This window comes from Pantoea sp. C2G6, assembly GCF_051336815.1.
GTDB lineage: Bacteria > Pseudomonadota > Gammaproteobacteria > Enterobacterales > Enterobacteriaceae > Pantoea.
Genome location: NZ_JBGMNJ010000009.1, coordinates 66,456 through 87,518, shown reverse-complemented (window position 1 = coordinate 87,518; position 21,063 = coordinate 66,456). Strand labels below are relative to the sequence as shown.

The window sequence follows — 21,063 nt, the reverse complement described above, 5'->3', positions numbered from 1 at the left end:
CATTGTCGACCCTTTTTTTGTTTATTCGCCGTCGCGCCACAGTGCCTGCAACTCCGGCGGGGCCACCTGTTCAGGGATCAGCAGGACGATAGTCCCGGCCTGGCGGCGTGTGGCGTACTGGATCTGAATGCGGAAATAGCGTTGATCGCCACTGCCCACCTGCGCGGCTTTCTCCTCCGGTTCACCCAGCGGCATCGCCTGTTCCAGCGCATGACAGACGCGCTGTTTTTCAGGCGCTGGCAGCTCACCCAGCATAAAGCGTCGTTCGGCGCGTAGCCCCGGAATAAAGGCCATCCCTCCTTCACGCGCCACGATGATGGTGGCATCATCGGTGAGTTCCGGCAGTTGACTCATAGCACGCCAACCTCCTGCCAGGCCTGCTCAATCGCGCTGCCAACCGAGCGATTGAAACGTTTTTCACCATGCTGAACGGTGAAGCGGGCAAAGGTCTTAAAGTCCGCATCCTGCGGCAGTTCATCGTCACACAGGGTGTCGTACCAGGCTTGACCCGCCTGTTCCCACGCATAGCCGCCCAGCGCTTTGGCCGCCAGATAAAACGCGCGATTAGGAATGCCGGAATTAATGTGAACGCCGCCATTATCTTCGCGGGTCTTCACAAAGTGGTCCATATGGGCTGGCTGAGGATCTTTCCCCAGCATCGGGTCGTCATAGGCGGTGCCGGGTTCCGACATCGAACGTAAACCGCGCCCATGAATGCCGCTCGCCAGCAGCCCCTCGCCGATGATCCAGTCCGCCTGATCGGCGCTCTGTTTTTTACTGAACTGTTTCACCAGCGAGCCGAACACATCCGACAGTGACTCATTCAGCGCGCCAGCCTGTTCGAAGTAGATCAGCCCGGCTTCATTTTCTGTCACGCCGTGCGCCAGTTCGTGCGCCACCACGTCAATCGCAATGGTGAAACGGTTGAAGATTTCGCCGTCACCATCACCAAACACCATCTGCTGACCATTCCAGAAGGCGTTCTGATATTTCTCACCATAGTGCACGGTTCCCGCCAGTTTCAGCCCCTGATTATCCAGCGAGTTACGCTGGTAGGCCTGCCAGAAGAAGTCATAGGTGACGCCAAGATAGTCCCAGGCTTCTTCTGCTGCCACATCATCATTGCCAGGCTGACCCTCCTGACGAATCAGCTTACCGGGCAGGGTCTGCTGGCCCTGCGCATCATAAATCTCACGCTCCACATGGCCGCCAGCGGCGGTTTTAGTTACCGTCGGTTTTTGCCAGTGCTGCGCCATCAGATGCTGAACATGCGTCAGGGTGCGACGCGCCTGCTCCTGCTGATGGCCGGAGCCGTGCGCGATAATTTTACGAAGGATATAGGGAGGAATAACACAGTGAGCCATCGGAAACTCCTTGGCAGTAGGAATGTACCAAAAAGTATAGACCCGTCCGGCTGAACAGGCCTCATTCGTGAGGCCAGCGGTAAGTAGAGAGGTATGCGCTGACGGGCAGGGCGGTCAGGAGGCGGTTTTGCGGCGGCGCTTCTTCTCAGGCAATAGCTGAGTCACCTGGCTTTCGACCCAGCCATCATCAAGACGGGTTCGCAGCAGGTCGCCGCTCTGTAGCTGGCCGGTCTTTTTCACCACTTCGCCTGTGGCGTCGGTGGTCACGCTGAAACCGCGCGCCAGGGTCGCTAACGGACTGACCCCTTCCAGCTGTGCCACGCACTGACCAAAGCGCTGTTTCTCCGCGCTCAGCTGTTTTTCCATGCTCTGTTGCAGACGATAGTGCCAGCTTTGTAGCTGCTTCTGCGCCTCGAACAGCCGCTGCTGAGGCTGGCGGGCGTTAAGGCGATAGGCGAGGCGATCCTGCTGGCGCGAAGCCTGACGCAACCGGGTTTCCATCGCGTCCGTCAGGCGCTGTTGCAGGCGGAACAGCGTCGTCTGCTGGCGGGCCAGCCGCAGCTGCGGATGCTGCTGTTGCAGCCGGTGTTCCAGCCGGCTGTACAGGCGCTGCTGACGCGCCAGATAGTAATCCATCGCCATCTCCAGCCGCTGTTGCTGTGACTGCAACTGACGCAGCAGCTCCAGCTGGTTACGGCTGACAATCTCTGCCGCCGCCGAGGGGGTCGGCGCGCGTAAATCGGCGACAAAGTCGGCAATGGTCACGTCAGTTTCATGACCGACCGCGCTGACGACTGGAATGCGGCTGGCAAAAATGGCGCGCGCAACCCGTTCGTCATTAAAGCTCCACAGATCTTCCAGCGAACCGCCGCCGCGTCCGACAATCAGCACGTCACATTCGTTGCGCAGGTTGGCGATTTCAATCGCCCGGACAATAGCCGCCGGGGCATCAACACCCTGCACCACGGTGGGATAGATAACCACCGGCAGAGAGGGATCGCGGCGATGCAGCACGCGCAGCACATCATGCAGCGCCGCGCCGGTGGCCGAGGTGATGACCCCAACCTGACGCGCCGGTTCCGGCAGCGGTTGCTTGTGTTGCGGATCGAACAGCCCTTCGGTCGCCAGCTTCGCCTTCAGCAGTTCAAACTGCTGCTGAAGCAGACCTTCGCCCGCCGGATGCATGCTTTCGGCGATCAGCTGATAGTCACCGCGGGGCTCATAGAGCGTGATGGTGGCGCGCACCAGCACCTGCTGACCATGCTGCGGACGAAAGGTGACGCGACGATTGCTGTTGCGGAACATGGCGCAGCGCACCTGGGCACCATCATCTTTTAGCGTGAAGTACCAGTGACCCGATGCCGGTTGAGTGAAGTTGGAAATCTCGGCACTGATCCATACCAGGCCCATCTCTTTCTCCAGTAGCTGACGCACTGTAGTGTTAAGACGGCTGACGGTAAAAATATTGGCGGTCGGTGGCAGTGACATGTGACGAAGATCAAATTCCAAATCAGCAGGTTAATTCATCGATACTACAGGGCTGCCTGCGCGGATCAAGAGTTTTTCTTAAATAATGCTGGAGGCAAACGGTTACGGCCTGTATAATGCCGCGGCAATATTTTATCTATTCTCAATCACCCGAGGTGGAGTATTGCCATGTTAAGAATCGCTAAAGAAGCACTCACTTTTGACGACGTTCTGCTCGTTCCTGCTCACTCCACCGTCCTGCCGAATACGGCCGATCTCAGCACTCAGCTGACCAAAAACATCCGTTTAAATATTCCGATGCTCTCTGCTGCGATGGACACCGTGACCGAAGCGGGTCTGGCGATTGCGCTGGCGCAGGAAGGCGGCCTGGGCTTCATCCATAAAAACATGTCGATTGAACGCCAGGCGGATGAAGTTCGCAAGGTGAAGAAACATGAAAGCGGCGTGGTCACTGAACCTCAGACCGTGCTGCCTACCACGCCGCTGGCTGAGGTTAAAGCGCTGACCGAGCGTAACGGCTTTGCCGGCTACCCGGTGGTGAACCGCGACAACGAACTGGTGGGTATTATTACCGGTCGTGACGTACGCTTTGTTACCGATCTCTCCCAGCCGGTTTCTGCCGTGATGACCCCGAAAGAGCGTCTGGTGACGGTGAAAGAGGGCGAAGCGCGCGATGTGGTGCTGCACAAAATGCATGAAAAGCGCGTGGAGAAAGCGCTGGTCGTGGACGACAGCTTCCATCTGCTGGGCATGATCACCGTGAAAGATTTCCAGAAAGCCGAACGTAAACCCAACGCCTGTAAAGATGCGCAGGGTCGTCTGCGTGTCGGTGCGGCGGTAGGTGCCGGTGCCGGTAACGAAGAGCGTATCGATGCGCTGGTCGCGGCGGGTGTTGACGTGCTGCTGATTGACTCCTCGCACGGTCACTCGGAAGGGGTGCTGTCGCGTATCCGTGAAACCCGTGCGAAATACCCGGATCTTGAGATCGTCGGCGGCAACGTGGCGACCGGTGCGGGTGCACTGGCGCTGGTTGAAGCGGGCGTGAGCGCGGTTAAAGTGGGTATCGGCCCTGGCTCTATCTGTACCACCCGTATCGTTACCGGCGTTGGTGTACCGCAGATTACCGCGGTTTCTGACGCTGTCGCCGCGCTGGAAGGCACCGGCATTCCGGTGATTGCCGATGGCGGTATCCGTTTCTCTGGCGACATCGCCAAAGCGATCGCCGCCGGTGCTTCCTGCGTGATGGTCGGTTCAATGCTGGCGGGAACCGAAGAGTCGCCGGGTGAAATCGAACTCTATCAGGGTCGTGCGTTTAAATCCTATCGTGGCATGGGTTCACTGGGCGCGATGTCCAAAGGCTCTTCTGACCGTTACTTCCAGACAGATAACGCCGCTGACAAACTGGTGCCGGAAGGGATCGAAGGCCGCGTCGCCTATAAAGGCCGTCTGAAAGAGATCGTCCATCAGCAGATGGGCGGCCTGCGCTCATGCATGGGCCTGACCGGTTGCCCGACCATTGACGATCTGCGCACCAAAGCGGAGTTTGTCCGCATCAGCGGCGCGGGCATCAATGAGAGCCACGTGCATGACGTGACCATCACCAAAGAGTCACCGAACTACCGGATGGGTTCGTAATCCCGATTTCCCGCCCGGCTTCAGCCGGGCGCTTTTATTTATCAAGTCACCGTTCTGGAAACCCCTCAATGACGACGGAAAATATCCATAAGCACCGCATCCTGATCCTCGATTTCGGCTCTCAATATACTCAGCTGGTGGCACGTCGCGTGCGTGAGCTGGGCGTCTACTGTGAACTCTGGGCATGGGACGTCACCGAAGAGCAGATTCGCCAGTTCAATCCGAGCGGCATCATTCTCTCCGGCGGACCGGAAAGCACCACCGAGCTGAACAGCCCGCGTGCACCTGAATATGTCTTCAACGCAGGCGTACCGGTACTGGGTGTCTGCTACGGTATGCAGACCATGGCGATGCAGCTGGGCGGCACTGTCTCTGGCTCTAACGAGCGCGAGTTTGGTTATGCGCAGGTTGAAGTGACCACCCCAAGCGCGCTGGTGCGCGGTATTGAGGACGCCATCAGCGCCACCGGTAAGCCGCTGCTGGATGTCTGGATGAGCCACGGCGATAAAGTCACCGCTATTCCGGCCGACTTCGTAACCGTTGCCAGCACCGAAACCTGTCCGTTCGCCATCATGGCCAACGAAGAGAAGCGTTTCTACGGCGTGCAGTTCCACCCGGAAGTCACCCATACCCGTCAGGGCTTGCGGATGCTTGAGCGTTTCATCATCGACATCTGTGAATGTGAAGCGCTGTGGACGCCCGCCAAAATTATCGAAGATGCGGTTGAGCGCCTGCGTGAGCAGGTAGGCAACGACAAGGTGATCCTCGGCCTGTCGGGTGGCGTGGACTCCTCTGTGACGGCGATGCTGCTGCACCGCGCCATCGGCGATCGTCTGACCTGCGTATTTGTGGACAACGGCCTGCTGCGTCTGAATGAAGCGCAGCAGGTGATGGATATGTTTGGCGATCACTTTGGCCTTAACATCATCCATGTTCCGGCTGAGATGCGCTTCCTGAACGCGCTGGCGGGCATCGACGATCCTGAAGCCAAACGTAAAACCATTGGCCGTGTCTTTGTTGAAGTGTTTGACGAAGAAGCGCTGAAGCTTCAGGACGTGAAGTGGCTGGCGCAGGGCACCATCTATCCTGACGTGATTGAGTCGGCGGCCTCTGCCACCGGTAAAGCGCACGTGATCAAATCGCACCACAACGTCGGTGGCCTGCCGAAAGAGATGAAGATGGGCCTGGTTGAGCCGCTGAAAGAGCTGTTCAAAGACGAAGTGCGTAAGATCGGTCTGGAGCTGGGTCTGCCATACGACATGCTGTATCGTCATCCGTTCCCGGGGCCGGGGCTGGGTGTGCGCGTGCTGGGCGAAGTGAAGAAAGAGTATTGCGACCTGCTGCGCCGGGCCGATGCCATCTTCATCGAAGAGCTGCATAAAGCGGATCTCTACAACAAAGTCAGCCAGGCGTTCACTGTCTTCCTGCCGGTCCGTTCAGTGGGTGTGATGGGCGATGGCCGTAAATATGACTGGGTTGTCTCGCTGCGTGCAGTGGAAACCATCGACTTTATGACCGCCCACTGGGCGCATCTGCCTTATGAGTTCCTCGGTCGTGTCTCTAACCGCATCATCAATGAAGTCAACGGTATCTCCCGCGTGGTGTATGACATCAGCGGTAAGCCACCAGCGACGATTGAGTGGGAATAAACCCGCCTAAGTCTTGATGACTCTGAAGCCCGCCGCATAGCGGGCTTTTTACTGTCTGCTCCTCATCACACTTGCTGGTCTTCCCACCCTTTTAACCTTTCAGCACATTCCCCCCGACGCTGGCGGTTTTCTGTTCACTTTGCTGAAAATTGCGCTATGCTGCCTGGCAGTAAAAGCTTGTTCGCCAGCATCAATGGCTGTCCCGCTTTTACCCGCCGCTTTTACCGATCGCCCGTATCCCAAAGCCGCTTACTGAAACCGCCTGTTAAACAGGCGTTTCATGATTCTTACGTCACCAGGAATGTTGTCATGCTCTCACTGAAAGTGTTCAGCCTGTTTTTTGTTGCCGTACTGCTGTTATCGCTGGGTGCCAGCATCGCGCAGGCGACGCGCCACAGCGAAACCGCAGAGCGGGGCGGCTGGTGGTCGGCCCGGCGCGATTCGGCCGGGATAGCGCCCGATCCACGCGCTGTGGCGAATCTGGCTATCGTGCAGGTCTATGCCGCACCGACCTATGGCTGGAAAGGGGCGGTGGCGGTGCATCCGTGGATCATTTTCAAACGTGCGGGGGAAACCCGTTATACCCGCTATGAGGTGATTAGCTGGGGCAGCGGCGATAAAGTGCGGCGCAACACCAATATCCCGGATGGCTACTGGTATGGCGCGAAGCCCCGACTGCTGGTGGAGCATCGCGGGCCGGAAGCGGAAGCGATGATCCCGCGGATCGAGGCCGCCATTAAATCCTATCCGTGGCCCACGACCTACCACGCCTGGCCGGGGCCGAACAGCAACACCTTCCTGGCACACATTGGCCGTGAAGTGCCGACTTTAAAGCTCGATCTGCCCGCCAATGCGCTGGGTAAAGATTACCGGCCACTGTGGCGTCCGGTCGGACTGCCGCCATCAGGACGTGGCGTGCAGGTGTCGATTCTGGGCGTGGCGGGCGTGACGCTGGGGGCGGAAGAAGGGTTCGAAGTCAATCTGCTGGGGCTGAATATGGGGCTCGATTTTACGCCGTTCCGGCTGCGGCTGCCTTTTATTGGCGGCCTGGGTAATGACAACCTTCAGCAGAATAAACCCTGACACTCAGGCCCCGTTCGCGGGGCCATTTTGTATCAGCAGACGCCAAAATCGCCCTCTTCGTGATAGAGATTGACGCTCTCTGCCTTCACCTCGATCTCTTTCTTCTCTGCATCATCAATGCGGGCGCACCACAGGGTGTCACCTTCGACGCGCAGCACCTGCATCTTCGGCCCACCGGTTTTCGACTGCACAAAATCCTCTGCTTTAAACATATTGCCTCCGTTGTTGAACGATGATCCTGCCATCTGAACTGCGGCGTTGATCGTTTTTTGCGTGACGTTTTCCAGTTTATACCCTGACCGTTTTACCGTGAGAAAAAGAGTGCGCATGCTGTGCCGCACGAGATAAATTTCATTGAGTTGTCAGTTGACAACTTGCGAATTAAACGTCAGGATAGGGACACACATGGGCAGGAAGCGACATCCCAATAAAGAGATCGAAGCGGCGTTACGCTACGCTGAATCCAGGGGCTGGCTGGTGGTGACGGGAGGCCATCACGCCTGGGGAAAAATGTACTGCCCGAAAAATCTGTTGATGTGTCGATGCGGGGAGTTTTGCCTGACCTGTATCTGGAGCACACCGAAAAATGCCCATCAGCATGCCCGTGCGCTGCGGCGCGTGGTCGATCACTGTCACTATCTGCATTCCTGATGCAGCACAAGGAGAGGCGTATGGAATACTGTTTTACATTGCGGTTCAGCCTGCCGGAAGGTCATGCCCCGGTGGATGAGATGCTGGAAACGCTGGCGGCAGCAGGCTGTGACGATGCGCTGATCGGCCTGGGCATGCCTGGCCGGATCGCGCTGGAGTTTACCCGGGAGTCAGACTCCGCTCAGCAGGTACTGAACAGCGCGGAAGAGGATGTGCTGCGCGCGATACCCGGCGCGACGCTGGTTGAAGCGGCACCCGATTTCGTGGGGTTAACCGATGTGGCCGAGATTGTCGGGATGACGCGGCAGAACATGCGCAAACTGATGCTGAGCCACCGCCCGCCGTTTCCGCTGCCGGTTCATGACGGTAAAACCGCCATCTGGCACTTAACGGACGTACTGGAATGGCTGAGCCAGCGGGGGAACTATACGCTGCCTGCGGCGACCCGCGAACTGGCGCAGGTGACGCGCCAGCGTAATCTCAACGGGTCGCTGCAACGCTACGGCCAGCGCGCCTGACGTTCAGTGCGGTATCAGAAACAGCGTGGCCAGGCCCAGAAAGATAAAAAAGCCGCCGGTATCGGTCAGGGCGGTGATCAGTACGCTGGAGCCGACCGCAGGGTCACGCTTCAGCTTGGTCATCACCAGCGGCACCAGCACGCCCATCAGCGCGGCCAGTAGCAGATTAAGCGCCATGGCCAGCATCATGACGCCACCCAGCGCCAGGTTGTCATACATCAGCCAGGTGATGCCGCCCATGATGCTGCCCCAGAACAGGCCATTAATCAGCGCGACGCCGAGTTCACGGACAATCAGAAACGAGAAGTTGCCTGGTTCCACCTGATGCAGCGCCAGCGCCCGCACTATCATGGTGATGGTCTGATTACCGGTGTTGCCGCCAATACCCGCCACGATAGGCATCAGCGTGGCCAGGGCCACAATCTGCGAAATGGTTCCTTCAAACAGGCCGATAACCCGTGAAGCGATAAAGGCGGTACAGAGATTGATCGCCAGCCACGCCCAGCGTTTCCGCACCGATTTACGCACCGGCGCAAAGACATCCTCTTCCTGGCTGATACCGCCCATCTTACGAATGTTGCTTTCGTTCTCGGCGTTTACCAGATCGATAATGTCTTCAATGGTGACGCGGCCAATCAGTTTGCCTTTCGCGTCAGTGACGGCGGCTGAGATCAGGTTATAGCGCTCAAAGGCGCTGGCGGCGTCTTCAGCCTTATCGTTAAGCTGGAAAGTGGTGGGGCGCGCGTTCATGACGTCGCTGACCAGGGTTTTGGGTTTGTTGAGCAGAATATCGGTCAGCATCAACTCGCCCAGCAGCTGGTTGTCTTTGTTGGTAATAAAGAGCTTATCGGTGCCGCCCGGCATGCTTTTGCGCTTGCGCAGGAAACGCTGCACCGTAGCCAGCGTGACATCGTCGCGCACCGTCAGGATATTAAAATCCATCACCCGGCCTACGCGGTCACGGTCGAGCTGCACCATGCTGAGCATGCGGGCGCGCAGGCCCGGCTCGACCGTCGCCAGCAGGCGTCCGGTCAGGTCACGCGGCAGATAGCGCGCCAGCCAGACCTGATCGTCAATATCCAGCGGCTGAATGGCGCTGAGAATATCGCGGTCGCTCATCTTTTCCGTCAGGCTGTCCCAGACGGTTTCAGAAGCTTCAACCAGCACAAGTCCGCGCCGCGCATTGGGCACCAGTTGCCAGAGCGCCTGCCGCTCCTCTTCGGGTAAGGCTTCGAGAATATCGGCAAGGTCAGCCGCATGCAGTTGCAGAAGATCCTGTTCCAGCGCGTCACGCTGGGCCGCATTTTCACGCTGCTGTTCAGGGTTGCGATCGCTGGATTTCTCCAGCAGGGCATCAACCAGATCGTGCTCATTGAGCAGCAGCGTCAGAATACGATGACGTATTTCACTTAAACGTTGTGAGTGTGAGGCAGACACATTGCGTCCCTTTAGTCTGAAAGCACCAGCACGAAGTGTAGCGTTTCGCCTGAAAAAGGGATGCAAAAAAGAGTCCGGTCAGCCGGGCAACATTCAGATTTCAGGCAAAAAAGGCTGTTCGCTAGCGCGTGTCACCAGTAGTAACGGCAACGGGTTCCACAGGGGTTTTCTGTTGCTGATGATGTTCGAAGGCAGCAGGCAGGATAAAAATCAGGCGGCTAAAGAGAATGATAAAACTGATCAACAGCACAATGCGGGTCATGGTGCCGGTTTTTTGACGTCTTCGGGGAGAAATAGCGCTGTTCACGCGGGGTGGTTCCTGTAATGACCCATCTGGGCGACTGCAATATTTAGTCACAGTCGCCTGATGAAATCAATCGCTGTTGAAAAAAACAGCAGATAAAAATCAGTAACTCGCTTTTTGCGCCAGCAGCGTCGCAAAACGGCAGGTAATGCGATTGCCGTTTTCATCTTTGCGGTGCAGCTGACCGGGGTTTTCGTTGTACTTCACGATGTGCCAGTTACGGTAATAGTGGCTCAGCTCACCCGATCGGAAAGCAAAGGCAAAATCGGCCGGGCAGGGCATATCTTCGGTATTCATCGCCGCCACAATCAGGTTGTAGCCGTTCTTCACCGTACAGGCCTGCATATCGGCGATCAGCTGCGGGATCGTCTGCGGTTGCAGGAACATCATCACCACCGTCGACAGCACAAAATCATAGCCGCCATTGAAGCGCGTCTGGTTCAGATCGCGCTGTTCGGTGTGGATGCCGCTCAGTTTTTCCTGGGCAATAATCTCACGCAGACGCGCCAGGCTTTGCGGATTGTGATCCCACGCGGTGACATCAAAACCCTGCTGGTTAAGAAACAGCGTATTTCGTCCCACGCCGCAGCCAAGATCCAGCGCCTTGCCGATAGTGAGCTGAGGCAGAGCCGCAACCACTTCAGAGTGGGGAGGCGTCAGTCCATAGGTTTCGGCGAAATAGTTTTCGCCTGAAAGCGATGCTGTATGTGTCATATTCATCAATTCAGTGAGAAGGGCGCAACGCGCCCGGGTGGTCAGGCTTCTTCAAGGATGAGCTTCCATCCCGTGACATCGTTCCAGTAACTCTGCTCGCGTTCCAGATCGAGTTGCACCAGGTTGTTCTGGCTGAAATAGCCAGTCGGGAACGTCAGCGTCCAGTGGCCATCATCGCACTTCAGGGTTAAGGCATCCGGGCGGGTAGTGGCCTGGCGCTGGTTATTGAGCAGCGTACCCAGGCGCAGCAGGAAAATCAGCGGCACAAACTGCTTTTTCTTAAACAGCGTGACCCGTGGCAGCTCATCAAGTTTTACCGCTTTGCGATGGAACCTGACCAGCGCCGCCAGCAGCATCTGCTGATCCTGATTGAAGCCGGGCAGGTTGGTGTTTTGCAGAATATAGGCTGAGTGGCGTTGCAGGCCACTGTGATTGATGGTCAGGCCCACTTCATGCAGCATCGCCGCCCACTTCAGCAGTGCGCCGAGCTGCGGATTGGCCAGCTTCGGGTTCTGCTTACACCACTGCGTATAGAGCAGCTCGGTGGTTTCCAGCACGCGCCGCGCCTGGTCGCTGTCGATCGCGTAGTGGTTTGCCAGACTTTGGGCGGTGCGACTGCGAATATCCTGATGACGGAAACGGCCCTCCATCTCATAGAGTACCCCTTCACGTAACGCACCGTCAGAGAGACGCAGTTCGCGAATCGCCAGCGCGTCAAACACGCCACACAGAATCGCCAGGCCCGGAACAAACACCCCTTTACGCTCTTCCGACAGCCCCGGCAGGCTGAGAGAGGCGAAGGATTTGTATTTGATCACTTCGTCATAGAGCTTATCGAGGCGCTCAGGCGTAATCAGCTTCTCTTTCTCATCCATCGCCAGCAGCACTTCACAGGCGGCTTTGATGGTGCCTGAAGCGCCGAGCGCATACTGCCAGCCATGCAGGCGATACTGCCACGCCAGGGTTTCCAGCTTCTGTGCCGCCGCTAAGCGGGCGCGACGGAAATTCTCACGGCTGATCTCCCCGTTCGGGAAATAGAGCTGGGCGAAACTGACGCAACCCATGCGGCGGCTCTCAACCAGCTGCGGTTCAAAATCCTCGCCAATCACCAGCTCGGTGGAGCCGCCGCCGATGTCGATCACCAGCTTGCGGCCTTTCTCTGGCTGGGTATGTTCCACCCCCATAAAGATCAGACGAGCCTCTTCATGGCCCGAAATCACCTCGATCGGATAGGGGATCACCTCGGCGGCGCGTTGCAGGAAGGTTTCGGCGTTGACCGCCTCCCGCAGCGTGTGGGTGCCGACAATGGTGACATTGCTCGGACTGAATCCTTGCAGGCGTTCAGCGAACAGCGCCAGACAGGCTAATCCCCGCTCCATCGCCTCCTCGCTCAGATTGTGTTGAGCATCCAGCCCGTCAGCCAGATGGACGCGCTGTTTAAGGCGGCCCAGTACCTGCATCGCACCGTCGACGACCCGCGCAATCACCATATGGAAACTGTTCGAGCCCAGGTCAATCGCCGCAAACTCCTGGGGTTTTGGCGTACTTTTATGAGAAATTGGCATAGGATTTATTCAGGTTGTTCCAGTTTCTTGATGTAATCATAAATGGCCAGCTGCGAGCGCACTTTACGACGGTTGCCGCGCTGGACGTAATGATTACTCAGCTCTTTATCGACGATGCGGGCTTTCACCGTATCACTCAACTGAATAGCGATAATATCGAGTATGCGCTGCCGGATCTGGGGATCGAGAATCGCCACCGCCACTTCGATGCGGTAATCAATATTACGTGTCATCCAGTCAGCGGAGGAGAGGAACACCTTCTTATCGCCGCCATTCTCAAAAATATAGACGCGATCGTGTTCCAGATAGCGGTCAACAATACTGATGACACGAATATTCTCACTGATGCCAGGCAGATCCGGGATCAATGAACACATGCCGCGCACCAGCAGATTGACTTTTACCCCCACGCTGGAGGCTGTATAAAGCCGATCCACCAGCCCTTTGTCCACCAGATTGTTGATTTTCAGAGTAATGCCGCTGGGCTTCTGCTGCTGCGCGTTGGCGATCTCGGTGTCGATCAGCTCATAGAGCATCCGGCGTGAGTTCTGCGGCGAGACCATCAGATGATCGAAGGTCACCGGCCGATAGGGGTTCTCAATAAAGTTGAACACCCGACGCACTTCATTGGTGATGCGTGCATCGGCGGTCAGCAACGAATAGTCGGTATAGAGCCGGGCGGTCTTCTCATTAAAGTTGCCGGTGCCGATATGGGCATAGCGCACGATCTCTTCCCCTTCGCGGCGGGAGATCAGGAACAGCTTGGCGTGGATCTTCAGGCCCGGCGCAGAGAAAATCACATGTACGCCCGCTTCGGTCAGCCGTTTCGCCCAGTAGATATTCGCCTCTTCATCAAAGCGCGCCTGTAGCTCCACCACCACCGTCACCTTTTTGCCGTTATAGGCGGCATGGATCATCGCGTCCATGATGCGCGAATGTTTGGCGACGCGGTAGATGTTGATTTTGATCGCCAGCACGCTGGGGTCAAACGAGGCCTGACGCAGCAGCTCCAGCACATGCTCAAAGGTGTGATAGGGGTAATAGAGCAGCACGTCGCGATCGCGAATGGCGTCAAAGCCGTTGCGGAAGCCATCAAATCCGATATGGCGGATCTGCGGCAGCGGCCGGTTGACCAGGTTGTTTTTGCCGACGTTCGGAAAGCCGATAAAGTCTTTGAAGTTGTGATAACGGCCGCCCGGCAGGATCGAGTCGAAGTTGGAGATAGAGAGTTTGTGGCACAGCAGCTCCACCATCGAATCGGGCATATCGCGCTGGTAGACGAAGCGGACCGGCTCTGCGGTCAGGCGCTGCTTCAGGCTGGAGGACATCAGTTCCAGCAGGCTCGACTCCATCTCTGTCACCAGGTCGTACTCGGCGTCGCGCGTCATTTTCATCGAATAGGCGTTGAGCGCGTCGTAGTCGTAAAAGCCTTTAAAAATATCATCCAGGCAGTAACGCAGAATATTGTCTAGCAGGATCATCGGTTTACGGCGGCGCGGTGGCTCTGCCGGTAAATTAATGAAACGCGGCACTTTATCGGAGGGGATCTCCAGCAGCGCATAACGAATATCCTCACCGCGGATGATCTCGACCGCCAGGTAGGTGTAGTCGTCTTTAAGGAATTCGGTCAGGTCAGTTTCATGGGTGATCAGAATCGGGGAGATGTGCTGACGCAGCTCATGCTTAAAGTAGTGCCGCAGCCACGCCTGCTGATTGGGCGACAGCTGACGTTCGTTGATCAGGAAGATCTGGTTACGCGCCATCTCCAGCAGCAGCTCATTATAGAGCGCGTCAAACTCCTGATCGGACTTCATCACCCGCTGCTGTATTTTTTTAAACAGATGGCGTGGTGTACTGGCGGAACCCTGCTCTTCACCAATCAGAATGCGGCGTTTCAGGTCGGCGAAACGCACCTTATAGAATTCGTCGAGGTTATTGGAGTAGATGCCGAGAAAACGCATCCGCTCAATCAGTGGATTGCTTTTGTCCGCCGCCTCCTGCAAAACCCGTTCATTAAAGGATAACCAGCTTAATTCTTTTTCAATATAAAGCTTTACCTGACCCATTCTCACTCCATATAGCGGTTGCAGGACTGAAGATCCAGTGTCCCGGAACATTATGGCGAGAGTATGGCAGCGTTGTCCAACGCCAGCAGTTGTCTTATCAACCGGCTACGGGCAACATAGCGGCTTATTTTGGCCTGCTACCGGAACCGCATGAGCGTAAACCACATTCCTGTCCAATTCAGCGATCGCAAGCGCCGTGCCGTGGATCGTCTGACGCGGCGGCTGATCACCGGCTGTGGCGTGGCGATCCTGCTGTTAATGCTGCTGCTGTTCTGCTGGCTGATTGGCGTGGTACTGCCGCTGTTTAGTGCACCTGGCCTGAAAATCGCCGACAGTCAGCAGCTCTGGGATCGGGCACCCGCATTAGCCATCGGTAATCAGGGGCGCGTCGGCTGGCGGATCAGCGAACAGGGCGCGGCACGCTTTATTCCGCTGGATGGTCAGCCCGCCGAGCCGGCGCTGGCGCTCTCTCCGCCGCCCGCTGAGGTGGTGCGCAGTGCCGATGGTCAGACGCTGTTGCTGAATATGCAGGGCGCGCTGACGCTGCTGCAACCCAGCGCCGGAGAGCAGTGGCATTTTCCGCTGGGTGATAAGCCATTCCATCTGCCCGAGGGCGCGGTGACAAAAATGGCGCTGGCGACCCGGCATCCCGGTCAGTGGCGGATCGCCGCGCTCACGGACGCCGGGCTGCGGGTGTTGACGCTGGGCACCGATCGCCAGGCGGCGATTTTCTCGCTGCCGCAGCCGCAGCCCGATCTGCTGGCCCTGTCGCCGGCGGGGGATCTGCTCTATACCACCGAAGGCAATCTGCTGCGGGTCTGGCAGCTCGATGAGGATCGGGCGCTGTTGCGGGAAACGCAGACCCTGCCGCAGCGCCCGCAAAGCCTGCATCTGCTGGTGGGCGGGAAAAGCCTGCTGATCCAGGATCAGAGTGGTGTCACCCAGTGGTTTGCCATCGCCAGCGCCCAGGGGCCACGGCTGCAACGCATTCGTACCTTTGCCGACAGCGGCGGAGAGAGCCTTCTTATCACCGAACCACAACGGCAGGTATTCGCCACGCTCAGCAGGCAGGGGATGCTGCGGCTGTTCGCCAGCAAACAGGATGGCCCGATCCTGCAACGCCAGCTGGCACCCGGCATCGTGCAGGCGCAGTTCTCCCCGCGCGGCGACAGCCTGCTGATTGAGCGGGCGGGCAGCTGGCAGACGCTGCGGCTCGACAACCCCTGGCCGGATGTCACCTGGCGCAACTTCTGGCAAAAAATCTGGTATGAAAACTACCCCAAACCTGACTGGGTCTGGCAGTCGACCGCGGCGGGCGACAGCTTTCAGGCCAAGTTCAGCCTGATTCCGATGGTGGCCGGCACGCTGAAAGCGGCCAGTTTAGCTCTGCTGTTCGCCACGCCGCTGGCGCTGGCGGCGGCAATGTACACCGCGTGGTTTATGGCGCCCGGCCTGCGACGCTGGGTTAAACCGGCGATTGAGATGATGGGCGCGCTGCCCAGCGTGGTGGTGGGATTAATCGCCGGGATCTGGCTGGCGCCGCATATTGGTCAGGCGCTGGTGGGCGTGCTGCTGTTACCGCTGACGCTGGCGGGCACGCTGCTGCTGTGTGGCGTATTCAGCGCCCGTCTGCCGGCACGCTGGCGACAGCCGGGCCGCGAAATAATGATATTGCTGCCGCTGTTACTGCTGGTGACGCTGCTGACGCTGTGGCTGCCTACGTTGTTTATACCGGATGCCGGCGACTGGCTGCCGCACTACGAGCAGCGCAATCTGCTGGTGGCCGCGCTGGCGATGGGCTTTGCGCTGGTGCCGTTGATCTTCACCCTCTCTGAAGATGCGCTGTTCAGCGTGCCCGCCGCGCTGGGCCAGGGGTCGCTGGCGCTGGGCGCGACACCGTGGCAGACCCTGACCCGCGTGGTGCTGCCTGGCGCCTCCGCCGGTATCTTTGCCGCCCTGATGATCGGGCTGGGACGTGCCGTGGGCGAGACGATGATTGTGCTGATGGCGACCGGCAACACCCCACAAAGCGAAGGCGGGCTGTTCAGCGGTCTGCGCGCGCTCTCCGCCAACATCGCCATTGAGATGCCGGAGGCGGCGGCGGGCAGCGCGCACTATCGCGTGCTGTTTCTCAGTGCGCTGATGCTGCTGCTGTTTACGCTGGTGATCAATACCGTTGCCGAGCTGATCCGTCAGCGGCTGCGGCAGCGCTATAGCCAGCAGGAGGAGCAGGCATGAAAGTCATGCGGCAAAACGATCGCTGGCGCTGGCTGACCGCCGGTGCCGTCACGGTCTGCCTGTTAGCCTTTACGCTGCTGATTGGCCTGCTGGCCTGGCAGGGCGTACGGGCTTTCTGGCCGCAGCGCGTAGACCTCTACAGTTTCAGCCAGCCCGACGGAGACGAAATCCAACTGCTGGGTGAAACGCTGGCGTATCAGCCGCGCTTTCCGGCCCCGGCGGATGAGCAGGGCAACAGCGGCGGCCTGGTGTATCGTTATCTGATCAAAACCGGCAACCGTGACTGGGACGCGCCCGATTTCCGTACGGTCTACAGCCGGGAAGCGGTGAAGGTGAGTCAGCCTGCGGCCGTGATGGTATTGCAGCGCCGCAGCCACGGCCTGGCCTATGGCTGGTTTGCCGGTCTGCGTGAGGATAATGAAGAGTTAACCGCGCAGGATGTCGACGCACTGCTGCACCAGCGGCTTCAGCAGGTGCAGTCACTGGTGCGCCAGGCCAGTCAGATCCGCCGGGTCGATATGGCGCGCCTTAACAGCCAGCGCGAACAGCTCAATGAGCAGGCCGCGGCCAAACGCACTGCCGGTCATTTCGATCTGGAGGCGCAGTCAGACTATCTGGCAAATCAGGCGGCCTTGCAGCGTCGCTTTAATCAGCTGAGTGAGACGCTGGCGGGTTTACAGCAGCAGAGCCAGCGCGACGCGCTGGTCCTGCGTGACGTACAGGGCACTGAGCATGTTATTCCCCTGACCGAAATCGTGGACAGCTGGCAGCCGAACGCGATGACGCTGACCGCTAAAACGCTGCATTTTCTGCATCAGCTGTGGCGCTTTGTCAGCGACTCCCCGGCCGAGGGTGAAAGTGAGTCGGGCGCTTTCCCGGCGATCTTTGGCACGGTGCTGATGGTGCTGCTGATGTCGGTGGTGGTGATGCCGCTGGGCGTTGTCGCCGCTATCTGGCTGCATGAATATGCCGGGCGCAATGCGTTGACCCGGCTGGTGCGCATCGCCGTAGTCAATCTGGCTGGCGTTCCCTCGATTGTGTATGGGGTGTTTGGCCTGGGGTTCTTTGTCTGGCTGGTGGGCGGCACTATCGACCAGCTCTTCTTCGCCAGCGCGCTGCCCAATCCCACCTTTGGCACGCCGGGCCTGCTGTGGGCGTCGTTAACCCTGGCGCTGCTGACGCTGCCGGTGGTGATTGTGGCGACCGAAGAGGGGTTGTCCCGTATCCCCAATAGCTTACGTCAGGGCTCGCTGGCGCTGGGCGCGACCCAGGCGGAAACCCTGTGGCATGTGGTGCTGCCGATGGCGCTACCGGCGATGCTGACCGGCCTGATCCTGGCTGTGGCGCGCGCCGCGGGCGAAACCGCGCCGCTGATGCTGGTCGGGGTGGTGAAAATGGTGCCGGAGCTGCCGGTCGACGCGGTGTTTCCCTATCTTCATCTGGATCGCAAGTTTATGCATCTGGGCTTCCAGATTTATGACCTGGCGTTTCAGAGTCCGAATATTGAAGCTGACCGGCCGCTGGTGTTCGCCACCGCGCTGCTGCTGGTGCTGATTATTCTGTCGCTTAATCTGCTGGCGATGAGCCTGCGTCACCGTCTGCGTGAACGCTATCGCCTTATGACTCAATAACAGGCTATGACTATGACGCCCGACACGGATATTGCGCTTACCGTTAACCATCTGTCGCTGTGGTATGGCGAGCGCCTGGCACTACAGGATATTTCACTACAGGTGCCAAAAAACCAGATCACCGCGCTGATTGGCCCCTCCGGCTGTGGCAAATCGACGCTGCTGCGCTGCTTTAATCGCATGAACGATGTGATCGATCACTGCCGGATAGAGGGGGAGGTGCTGCTGGGATCGCAGCCGATCCTGCGGCCGGATCAGGATCTCTCGGCGCTGCGTCGTCGCGTGGGCATGGTGTTCCAGCGGCCTAATCCTTTTCCAAAATCGATCTATGAGAATGTGGTCTACGGGCTGCGATTACAGGGCGTGCGCGATCGGCGGGTGCTGAACGAGGCCTGTGAACGTGCGCTGCGCGCTGCGGCACTCTGGAGTGAGGTTAAGGATCAGCTGGGACAGAATGCGCTGACGCTCTCCACCGGCCAGCAGCAGCGTCTGGTGATCGCCCGCGCGATTGCGATTGAGCCGGAGGTGCTGCTGCTTGATGAGCCGACCTCCGCGCTGGACCCGATCTCCACGCTGGTGATTGAAGAGCTGATGACCACGCTGAAGCAGCATTTCACGCTGGTGCTGGTGACGCACAACATGCAGCAGGCGTCGCGCGTGTCAGATTACACCGCGTTTATGCATCAGGGGGCGTTAGTGGAGTTTGATGAGACCGATCGTATCTTTACCGCGCCGAAACAGCGACGAACCGAAGATTACATTACCGGACGCTACGGCTAAGGAAAGGCGGGGGTTTCGGCAGAACGCACATAAGCCCAAAGCGATGGGAGCCTGGGCCCTGCCCGTACTTCATGAGAAGCCAGGGCTTCTCATGAAGAGTCAGTCGTTAGCATAACCCTGCGGCGGCAGTGGTTCGCCATCCAGCCAGGCTTTACCTTCACGCATCACCAGCCGACCTTCGACAAACCAGCCGATCACCAGCGGATAGATCGCGTGCTCCTGATGCTGCACCCGCTCTGTAATCTCCGCTTCACTGTCGTCGGGAAACACCGGCACTTTGGCTTGCAGGATCACCGGGCCGCCATCCAGCTCGTCGGTGACGAAATGCACCGAGGTGCCATGCTCGCTGTCGCCATTCTCCAGCGCCTGACGGTGGGTATGCAGACCCGGATATTTCGGCAGCAGGGAAGGGTGGATATTCAGCAGGCGATCGTGGAAATGGGCCACGAAAGCGCTACTGAGAATCCGCATGTAACCCGCCAGCACTACCAGATCCGGCGCGTAAGCGTCGATCTCAGCGATGAGCTGGCGATCAAAGGCGTCACGATCGGCGAAGTCGCTGGCGGCAAGGGCGTGGGTAGGTACTCCCGCCTCCTGCGCCCGCGTCAGGCCATAGGCGGCGGCACGGTTGCTGAACACGGCAGCCACGCTGCCGTGGATCCGCCCGCTGGCGCAGGCGTCGAGGATGGACTGAAGATTACTTCCGTTGCCGGAAATCAGTACAACCAGCTTTTTCATCCGTTGATGACCACACGCTCTTCGGCATCGGACGCTTTAATCACGCCGAGCTTCCAGGCTTTCTCTCCGGCCGCTTCCATCAGCGCCACCGCTTTGTCCGCTTCTGCCGGGCTCAGGGCGATGATCATCCCGACGCCACAGTTGAAAGTACGGTACATCTCAAAACGGCTGACGTTGCCCGCCTGCTGGAGCCAGCTGAAGACCGCCGGCCACTGCCAGCTCTTCTCGTCGATCACCGCCTGGGTGTTGTCGGGCAGTACGCGCGGAATATTTTCCCAGAAGCCGCCGCCGGTCAGGTGTGCGATAGCGTGCACATCGACCTGCTCGATCAGGCTCAGGATATTTTTCACATAGATGCGGGTTGGTTCCAGCAGGTGATCGGCCAGCGGTTTGCCTTCCAGCTGTTCAGCCAGCGGATCGGTGTTGCTGACTTCCAGAATTTTGCGCACCAGCGAGTAGCCGTTGGAGTGCGGGCCGCTGGAGCCGAGCGCGATCAGTACATCGCCATCCTGCACTTTGCTGCCGTCAATGATCTCTGATTTTTCCACCACGCCGACACAGAAACCGGCCACGTCATAATCTTCGCCGTGATACATGCCAGGCATCTCTGCGGTTTCACCGCCCACCAGCGCACAGCCCGATTGCAGACAGCCTTCGGCGATGCCGGTGATCACCGCGGAGGCGGTATCCACATCCAGCTTGCCGGTGGCGTAGTAGTCGAGGAAGAACAGCGGCTCAGCACCCTGTACCACCAGGTCGTTGACGCACATCGCCACCAGGTCGACGCCAATCGCGTCGTGGCGTTTGAGGTCCATCGCCAGACGCAGCTTGGTGCCCACGCCATCGGTGCCGGAGACCAGCACCGGCTCACGGTATTTTTGCGGCAGCGCACAAAGCGCACCGAAACCGCCCAGTCCACCCATCACTTCGGGGCGACGGGTCTTTTTCACTACGCCTTTAATACGGTCAACCAGGGCGTTACCAGCATCAATATCAACACCGGCGTCTTTGTAACTGAGAGAGGTCTTGTCGGTCACTGCGAGGTCCCCACGCGAGTTGCGGTTGGTGGTTTTAAAATAGAGCGCGGCAATTCTATCAGTGCAGGCAAACGTTTGCGAGTCTGGGATTGCGCATCAGGTGATTTTCATTAATCCTTATTTTGGGCTGGTTAACGCGGTGGCTTTGCGCAAGGACAGGTGGCG

General features: G+C 58.4%; 19 protein-coding genes. 8 read left to right on the top strand and 11 right to left on the bottom strand.

Annotated features, from left to right (window positions below; all coding sequences use genetic code 11):
- Window positions 1-21 precede the first annotated feature (21 nt).
- From ACCW71_RS13480 to xseA, 3 genes are all read right to left on the bottom strand, one after another.
- Window positions 22-354 (bottom strand): protealysin inhibitor emfourin, encoded by a 333-nt coding sequence (locus tag ACCW71_RS13480; RefSeq protein ID WP_436372117.1) that lies wholly within the window; start codon window positions 352-354, stop codon window positions 22-24.
- Window positions 351-1,364: a M4 family metallopeptidase gene (locus ACCW71_RS13475; protein WP_436372115.1), complete on the bottom strand. Its 1,014-nt coding sequence runs from the start codon at window positions 1,362-1,364 to the stop codon at window positions 351-353. Before ACCW71_RS13475 ends, ACCW71_RS13480 begins: the two co-directional genes overlap by 4 nt.
- 114 nt (window positions 1,365-1,478) lie before the next feature.
- Window positions 1,479-2,852 carry an exodeoxyribonuclease VII large subunit gene (gene xseA, locus ACCW71_RS13470; RefSeq protein ID WP_436372296.1) on the bottom strand — a complete coding sequence of 458 codons (1,374 nt, stop codon included), beginning with the start codon at window positions 2,850-2,852 and terminating at the stop codon, window positions 1,479-1,481.
- A gap of 168 nt (window positions 2,853-3,020) precedes the next feature.
- On the opposite strand from xseA, the gene guaB reads away from it, so the two are divergent.
- The 3 genes from guaB to ACCW71_RS13455 all read left to right on the top strand — a co-directional run bounded on the left by guaB (window position 3,021) and on the right by ACCW71_RS13455 (window position 7,219).
- Entirely contained in the window at window positions 3,021-4,487 is a 1,467-nt protein-coding gene (gene guaB, locus ACCW71_RS13465; RefSeq protein ID WP_436372113.1) for an IMP dehydrogenase, read from the top strand.
- A 68-nt stretch (window positions 4,488-4,555) separates the two neighbouring features.
- The gene (gene guaA / locus ACCW71_RS13460) at window positions 4,556-6,136 is read left to right on the top strand and encodes a glutamine-hydrolyzing GMP synthase (protein WP_436372111.1); all 1,581 of its coding nucleotides are present in this window, start codon (window positions 4,556-4,558) and stop codon (window positions 6,134-6,136) included.
- Window positions 6,137-6,445: 309 nt separating this feature from the next.
- Complete coding sequence (locus ACCW71_RS13455) at window positions 6,446-7,219, top strand: DUF3750 domain-containing protein (RefSeq protein ID WP_436372109.1); 774 nt, start codon at window positions 6,446-6,448, stop codon at window positions 7,217-7,219.
- Between the two features lie 32 nt (window positions 7,220-7,251).
- On the opposite strand, the gene ACCW71_RS13450 is transcribed toward ACCW71_RS13455, so the two are convergent.
- On the bottom strand, window positions 7,252-7,431 hold the full coding sequence (locus ACCW71_RS13450; RefSeq protein ID WP_436372108.1) for a DUF2158 domain-containing protein: 180 nt from the start codon (window positions 7,429-7,431) through the stop codon (window positions 7,252-7,254).
- 193 nt (window positions 7,432-7,624) lie between these two features.
- Here ACCW71_RS13450 and ACCW71_RS13445 point away from each other — a divergent pair, with 193 nt between their 5' ends.
- On the top strand, window positions 7,625-7,870 hold the full coding sequence (locus ACCW71_RS13445; RefSeq protein WP_436372106.1) for a hypothetical protein: 246 nt from the start codon (window positions 7,625-7,627) through the stop codon (window positions 7,868-7,870).
- A 20-nt stretch (window positions 7,871-7,890) separates the two neighbouring features.
- Window positions 7,891-8,388, top strand: coding sequence for a helix-turn-helix transcriptional regulator (locus ACCW71_RS13440; RefSeq protein ID WP_436372104.1), 498 nt, complete (start codon window positions 7,891-7,893; stop codon window positions 8,386-8,388).
- A 3-nt stretch (window positions 8,389-8,391) separates the two neighbouring features.
- On the opposite strand, the gene mgtE is transcribed toward ACCW71_RS13440, so the two are convergent.
- The 5 genes from mgtE to ppk1 form a co-directional block, all read right to left on the bottom strand.
- Entirely contained in the window at window positions 8,392-9,825 is a 1,434-nt protein-coding gene (gene mgtE / locus ACCW71_RS13435; RefSeq protein WP_436372102.1) for a magnesium transporter, read from the bottom strand.
- Window positions 9,826-9,946: 121 nt separating this feature from the next.
- Window positions 9,947-10,132 carry a YfgG family protein gene (locus tag ACCW71_RS13430; protein ID WP_436372101.1) on the bottom strand — a complete coding sequence of 62 codons (186 nt, stop codon included), beginning with the start codon at window positions 10,130-10,132 and terminating at the stop codon, window positions 9,947-9,949.
- A gap of 99 nt (window positions 10,133-10,231) precedes the next feature.
- Window positions 10,232-10,849: a tellurite resistance methyltransferase TehB gene (tehB, locus tag ACCW71_RS13425; protein WP_436372099.1), complete on the bottom strand. Its 618-nt coding sequence runs from the start codon at window positions 10,847-10,849 to the stop codon at window positions 10,232-10,234.
- A gap of 35 nt (window positions 10,850-10,884) precedes the next feature.
- Window positions 10,885-12,408: an exopolyphosphatase gene (ppx, locus tag ACCW71_RS13420; RefSeq protein ID WP_436372097.1), complete on the bottom strand. Its 1,524-nt coding sequence runs from the start codon at window positions 12,406-12,408 to the stop codon at window positions 10,885-10,887.
- Window positions 12,409-12,413: 5 nt separating this feature from the next.
- Window positions 12,414-14,474, bottom strand: coding sequence for a polyphosphate kinase 1 (gene ppk1, locus ACCW71_RS13415; protein ID WP_436372095.1), 2,061 nt, complete (start codon window positions 14,472-14,474; stop codon window positions 12,414-12,416).
- A 150-nt stretch (window positions 14,475-14,624) separates the two neighbouring features.
- Here ppk1 and ACCW71_RS13410 point away from each other — a divergent pair, with 150 nt between their 5' ends.
- Genes ACCW71_RS13410 through pstB form a run of 3 tightly spaced genes read left to right on the top strand, consistent with a single transcriptional unit; the run spans window position 14,625 to window position 19,123 of the window.
- Window positions 14,625-16,712 carry an ABC transporter permease subunit gene (locus tag ACCW71_RS13410; RefSeq protein WP_436372094.1) on the top strand — a complete coding sequence of 696 codons (2,088 nt, stop codon included), beginning with the start codon at window positions 14,625-14,627 and terminating at the stop codon, window positions 16,710-16,712.
- Entirely contained in the window at window positions 16,709-18,343 is a 1,635-nt protein-coding gene (gene pstA / locus ACCW71_RS13405) for a phosphate ABC transporter permease PstA (RefSeq protein ID WP_436372093.1), read from the top strand. The genes ACCW71_RS13410 and pstA overlap by 4 nt, the downstream gene beginning before the upstream one ends.
- A 12-nt stretch (window positions 18,344-18,355) precedes the next feature.
- Complete coding sequence (pstB, locus tag ACCW71_RS13400; protein ID WP_436372091.1) at window positions 18,356-19,123, top strand: phosphate ABC transporter ATP-binding protein PstB; 768 nt, start codon at window positions 18,356-18,358, stop codon at window positions 19,121-19,123.
- Between the two features lie 99 nt (window positions 19,124-19,222).
- Here pstB and purN read toward each other — a convergent pair whose 3' ends face one another.
- Entirely contained in the window at window positions 19,223-19,861 is a 639-nt protein-coding gene (purN, locus tag ACCW71_RS13395) for a phosphoribosylglycinamide formyltransferase (protein ID WP_436372090.1), read from the bottom strand.
- The gene (purM, locus tag ACCW71_RS13390) at window positions 19,858-20,898 is read right to left on the bottom strand and encodes a phosphoribosylformylglycinamidine cyclo-ligase (protein WP_436372088.1); all 1,041 of its coding nucleotides are present in this window, start codon (window positions 20,896-20,898) and stop codon (window positions 19,858-19,860) included. Before purM ends, purN begins: the two co-directional genes overlap by 4 nt.
- Between the last annotated feature and the right edge of the window lie 165 nt (window positions 20,899-21,063).

Coding starts and splice junctions, on each gene's coding strand:
- ppk1 (WP_436372095.1), bottom strand. CDS start 14,474: ATGGGTCAGGTAAAGCTTTATATTGAAAAAGAATTAAGCTGGTTATCC.
- guaA (WP_436372111.1), top strand. CDS start 4,556: ATGACGACGGAAAATATCCATAAGCACCGCATCCTGATCCTCGATTTC.
- tehB (WP_436372099.1), bottom strand. CDS start 10,849: ATGAATATGACACATACAGCATCGCTTTCAGGCGAAAACTATTTCGCC.
- ACCW71_RS13475 (WP_436372115.1), bottom strand. CDS start 1,364: ATGGCTCACTGTGTTATTCCTCCCTATATCCTTCGTAAAATTATCGCG.
- pstB (WP_436372091.1), top strand. CDS start 18,356: ATGACGCCCGACACGGATATTGCGCTTACCGTTAACCATCTGTCGCTG.
- ACCW71_RS13480 (WP_436372117.1), bottom strand. CDS start 354: ATGAGTCAACTGCCGGAACTCACCGATGATGCCACCATCATCGTGGCG.
- ppx (WP_436372097.1), bottom strand. CDS start 12,408: ATGCCAATTTCTCATAAAAGTACGCCAAAACCCCAGGAGTTTGCGGCG.
- pstA (WP_436372093.1), top strand. CDS start 16,709: ATGAAAGTCATGCGGCAAAACGATCGCTGGCGCTGGCTGACCGCCGGT.
- purN (WP_436372090.1), bottom strand. CDS start 19,861: ATGAAAAAGCTGGTTGTACTGATTTCCGGCAACGGAAGTAATCTTCAG.
- ACCW71_RS13445 (WP_436372106.1), top strand. CDS start 7,625: ATGGGCAGGAAGCGACATCCCAATAAAGAGATCGAAGCGGCGTTACGC.
- ACCW71_RS13455 (WP_436372109.1), top strand. CDS start 6,446: ATGCTCTCACTGAAAGTGTTCAGCCTGTTTTTTGTTGCCGTACTGCTG.
- ACCW71_RS13410 (WP_436372094.1), top strand. CDS start 14,625: ATGAGCGTAAACCACATTCCTGTCCAATTCAGCGATCGCAAGCGCCGT.
- guaB (WP_436372113.1), top strand. CDS start 3,021: ATGTTAAGAATCGCTAAAGAAGCACTCACTTTTGACGACGTTCTGCTC.
- xseA (WP_436372296.1), bottom strand. CDS start 2,852: ATGTCACTGCCACCGACCGCCAATATTTTTACCGTCAGCCGTCTTAAC.
- ACCW71_RS13450 (WP_436372108.1), bottom strand. CDS start 7,431: ATGTTTAAAGCAGAGGATTTTGTGCAGTCGAAAACCGGTGGGCCGAAG.
- ACCW71_RS13440 (WP_436372104.1), top strand. CDS start 7,891: ATGGAATACTGTTTTACATTGCGGTTCAGCCTGCCGGAAGGTCATGCC.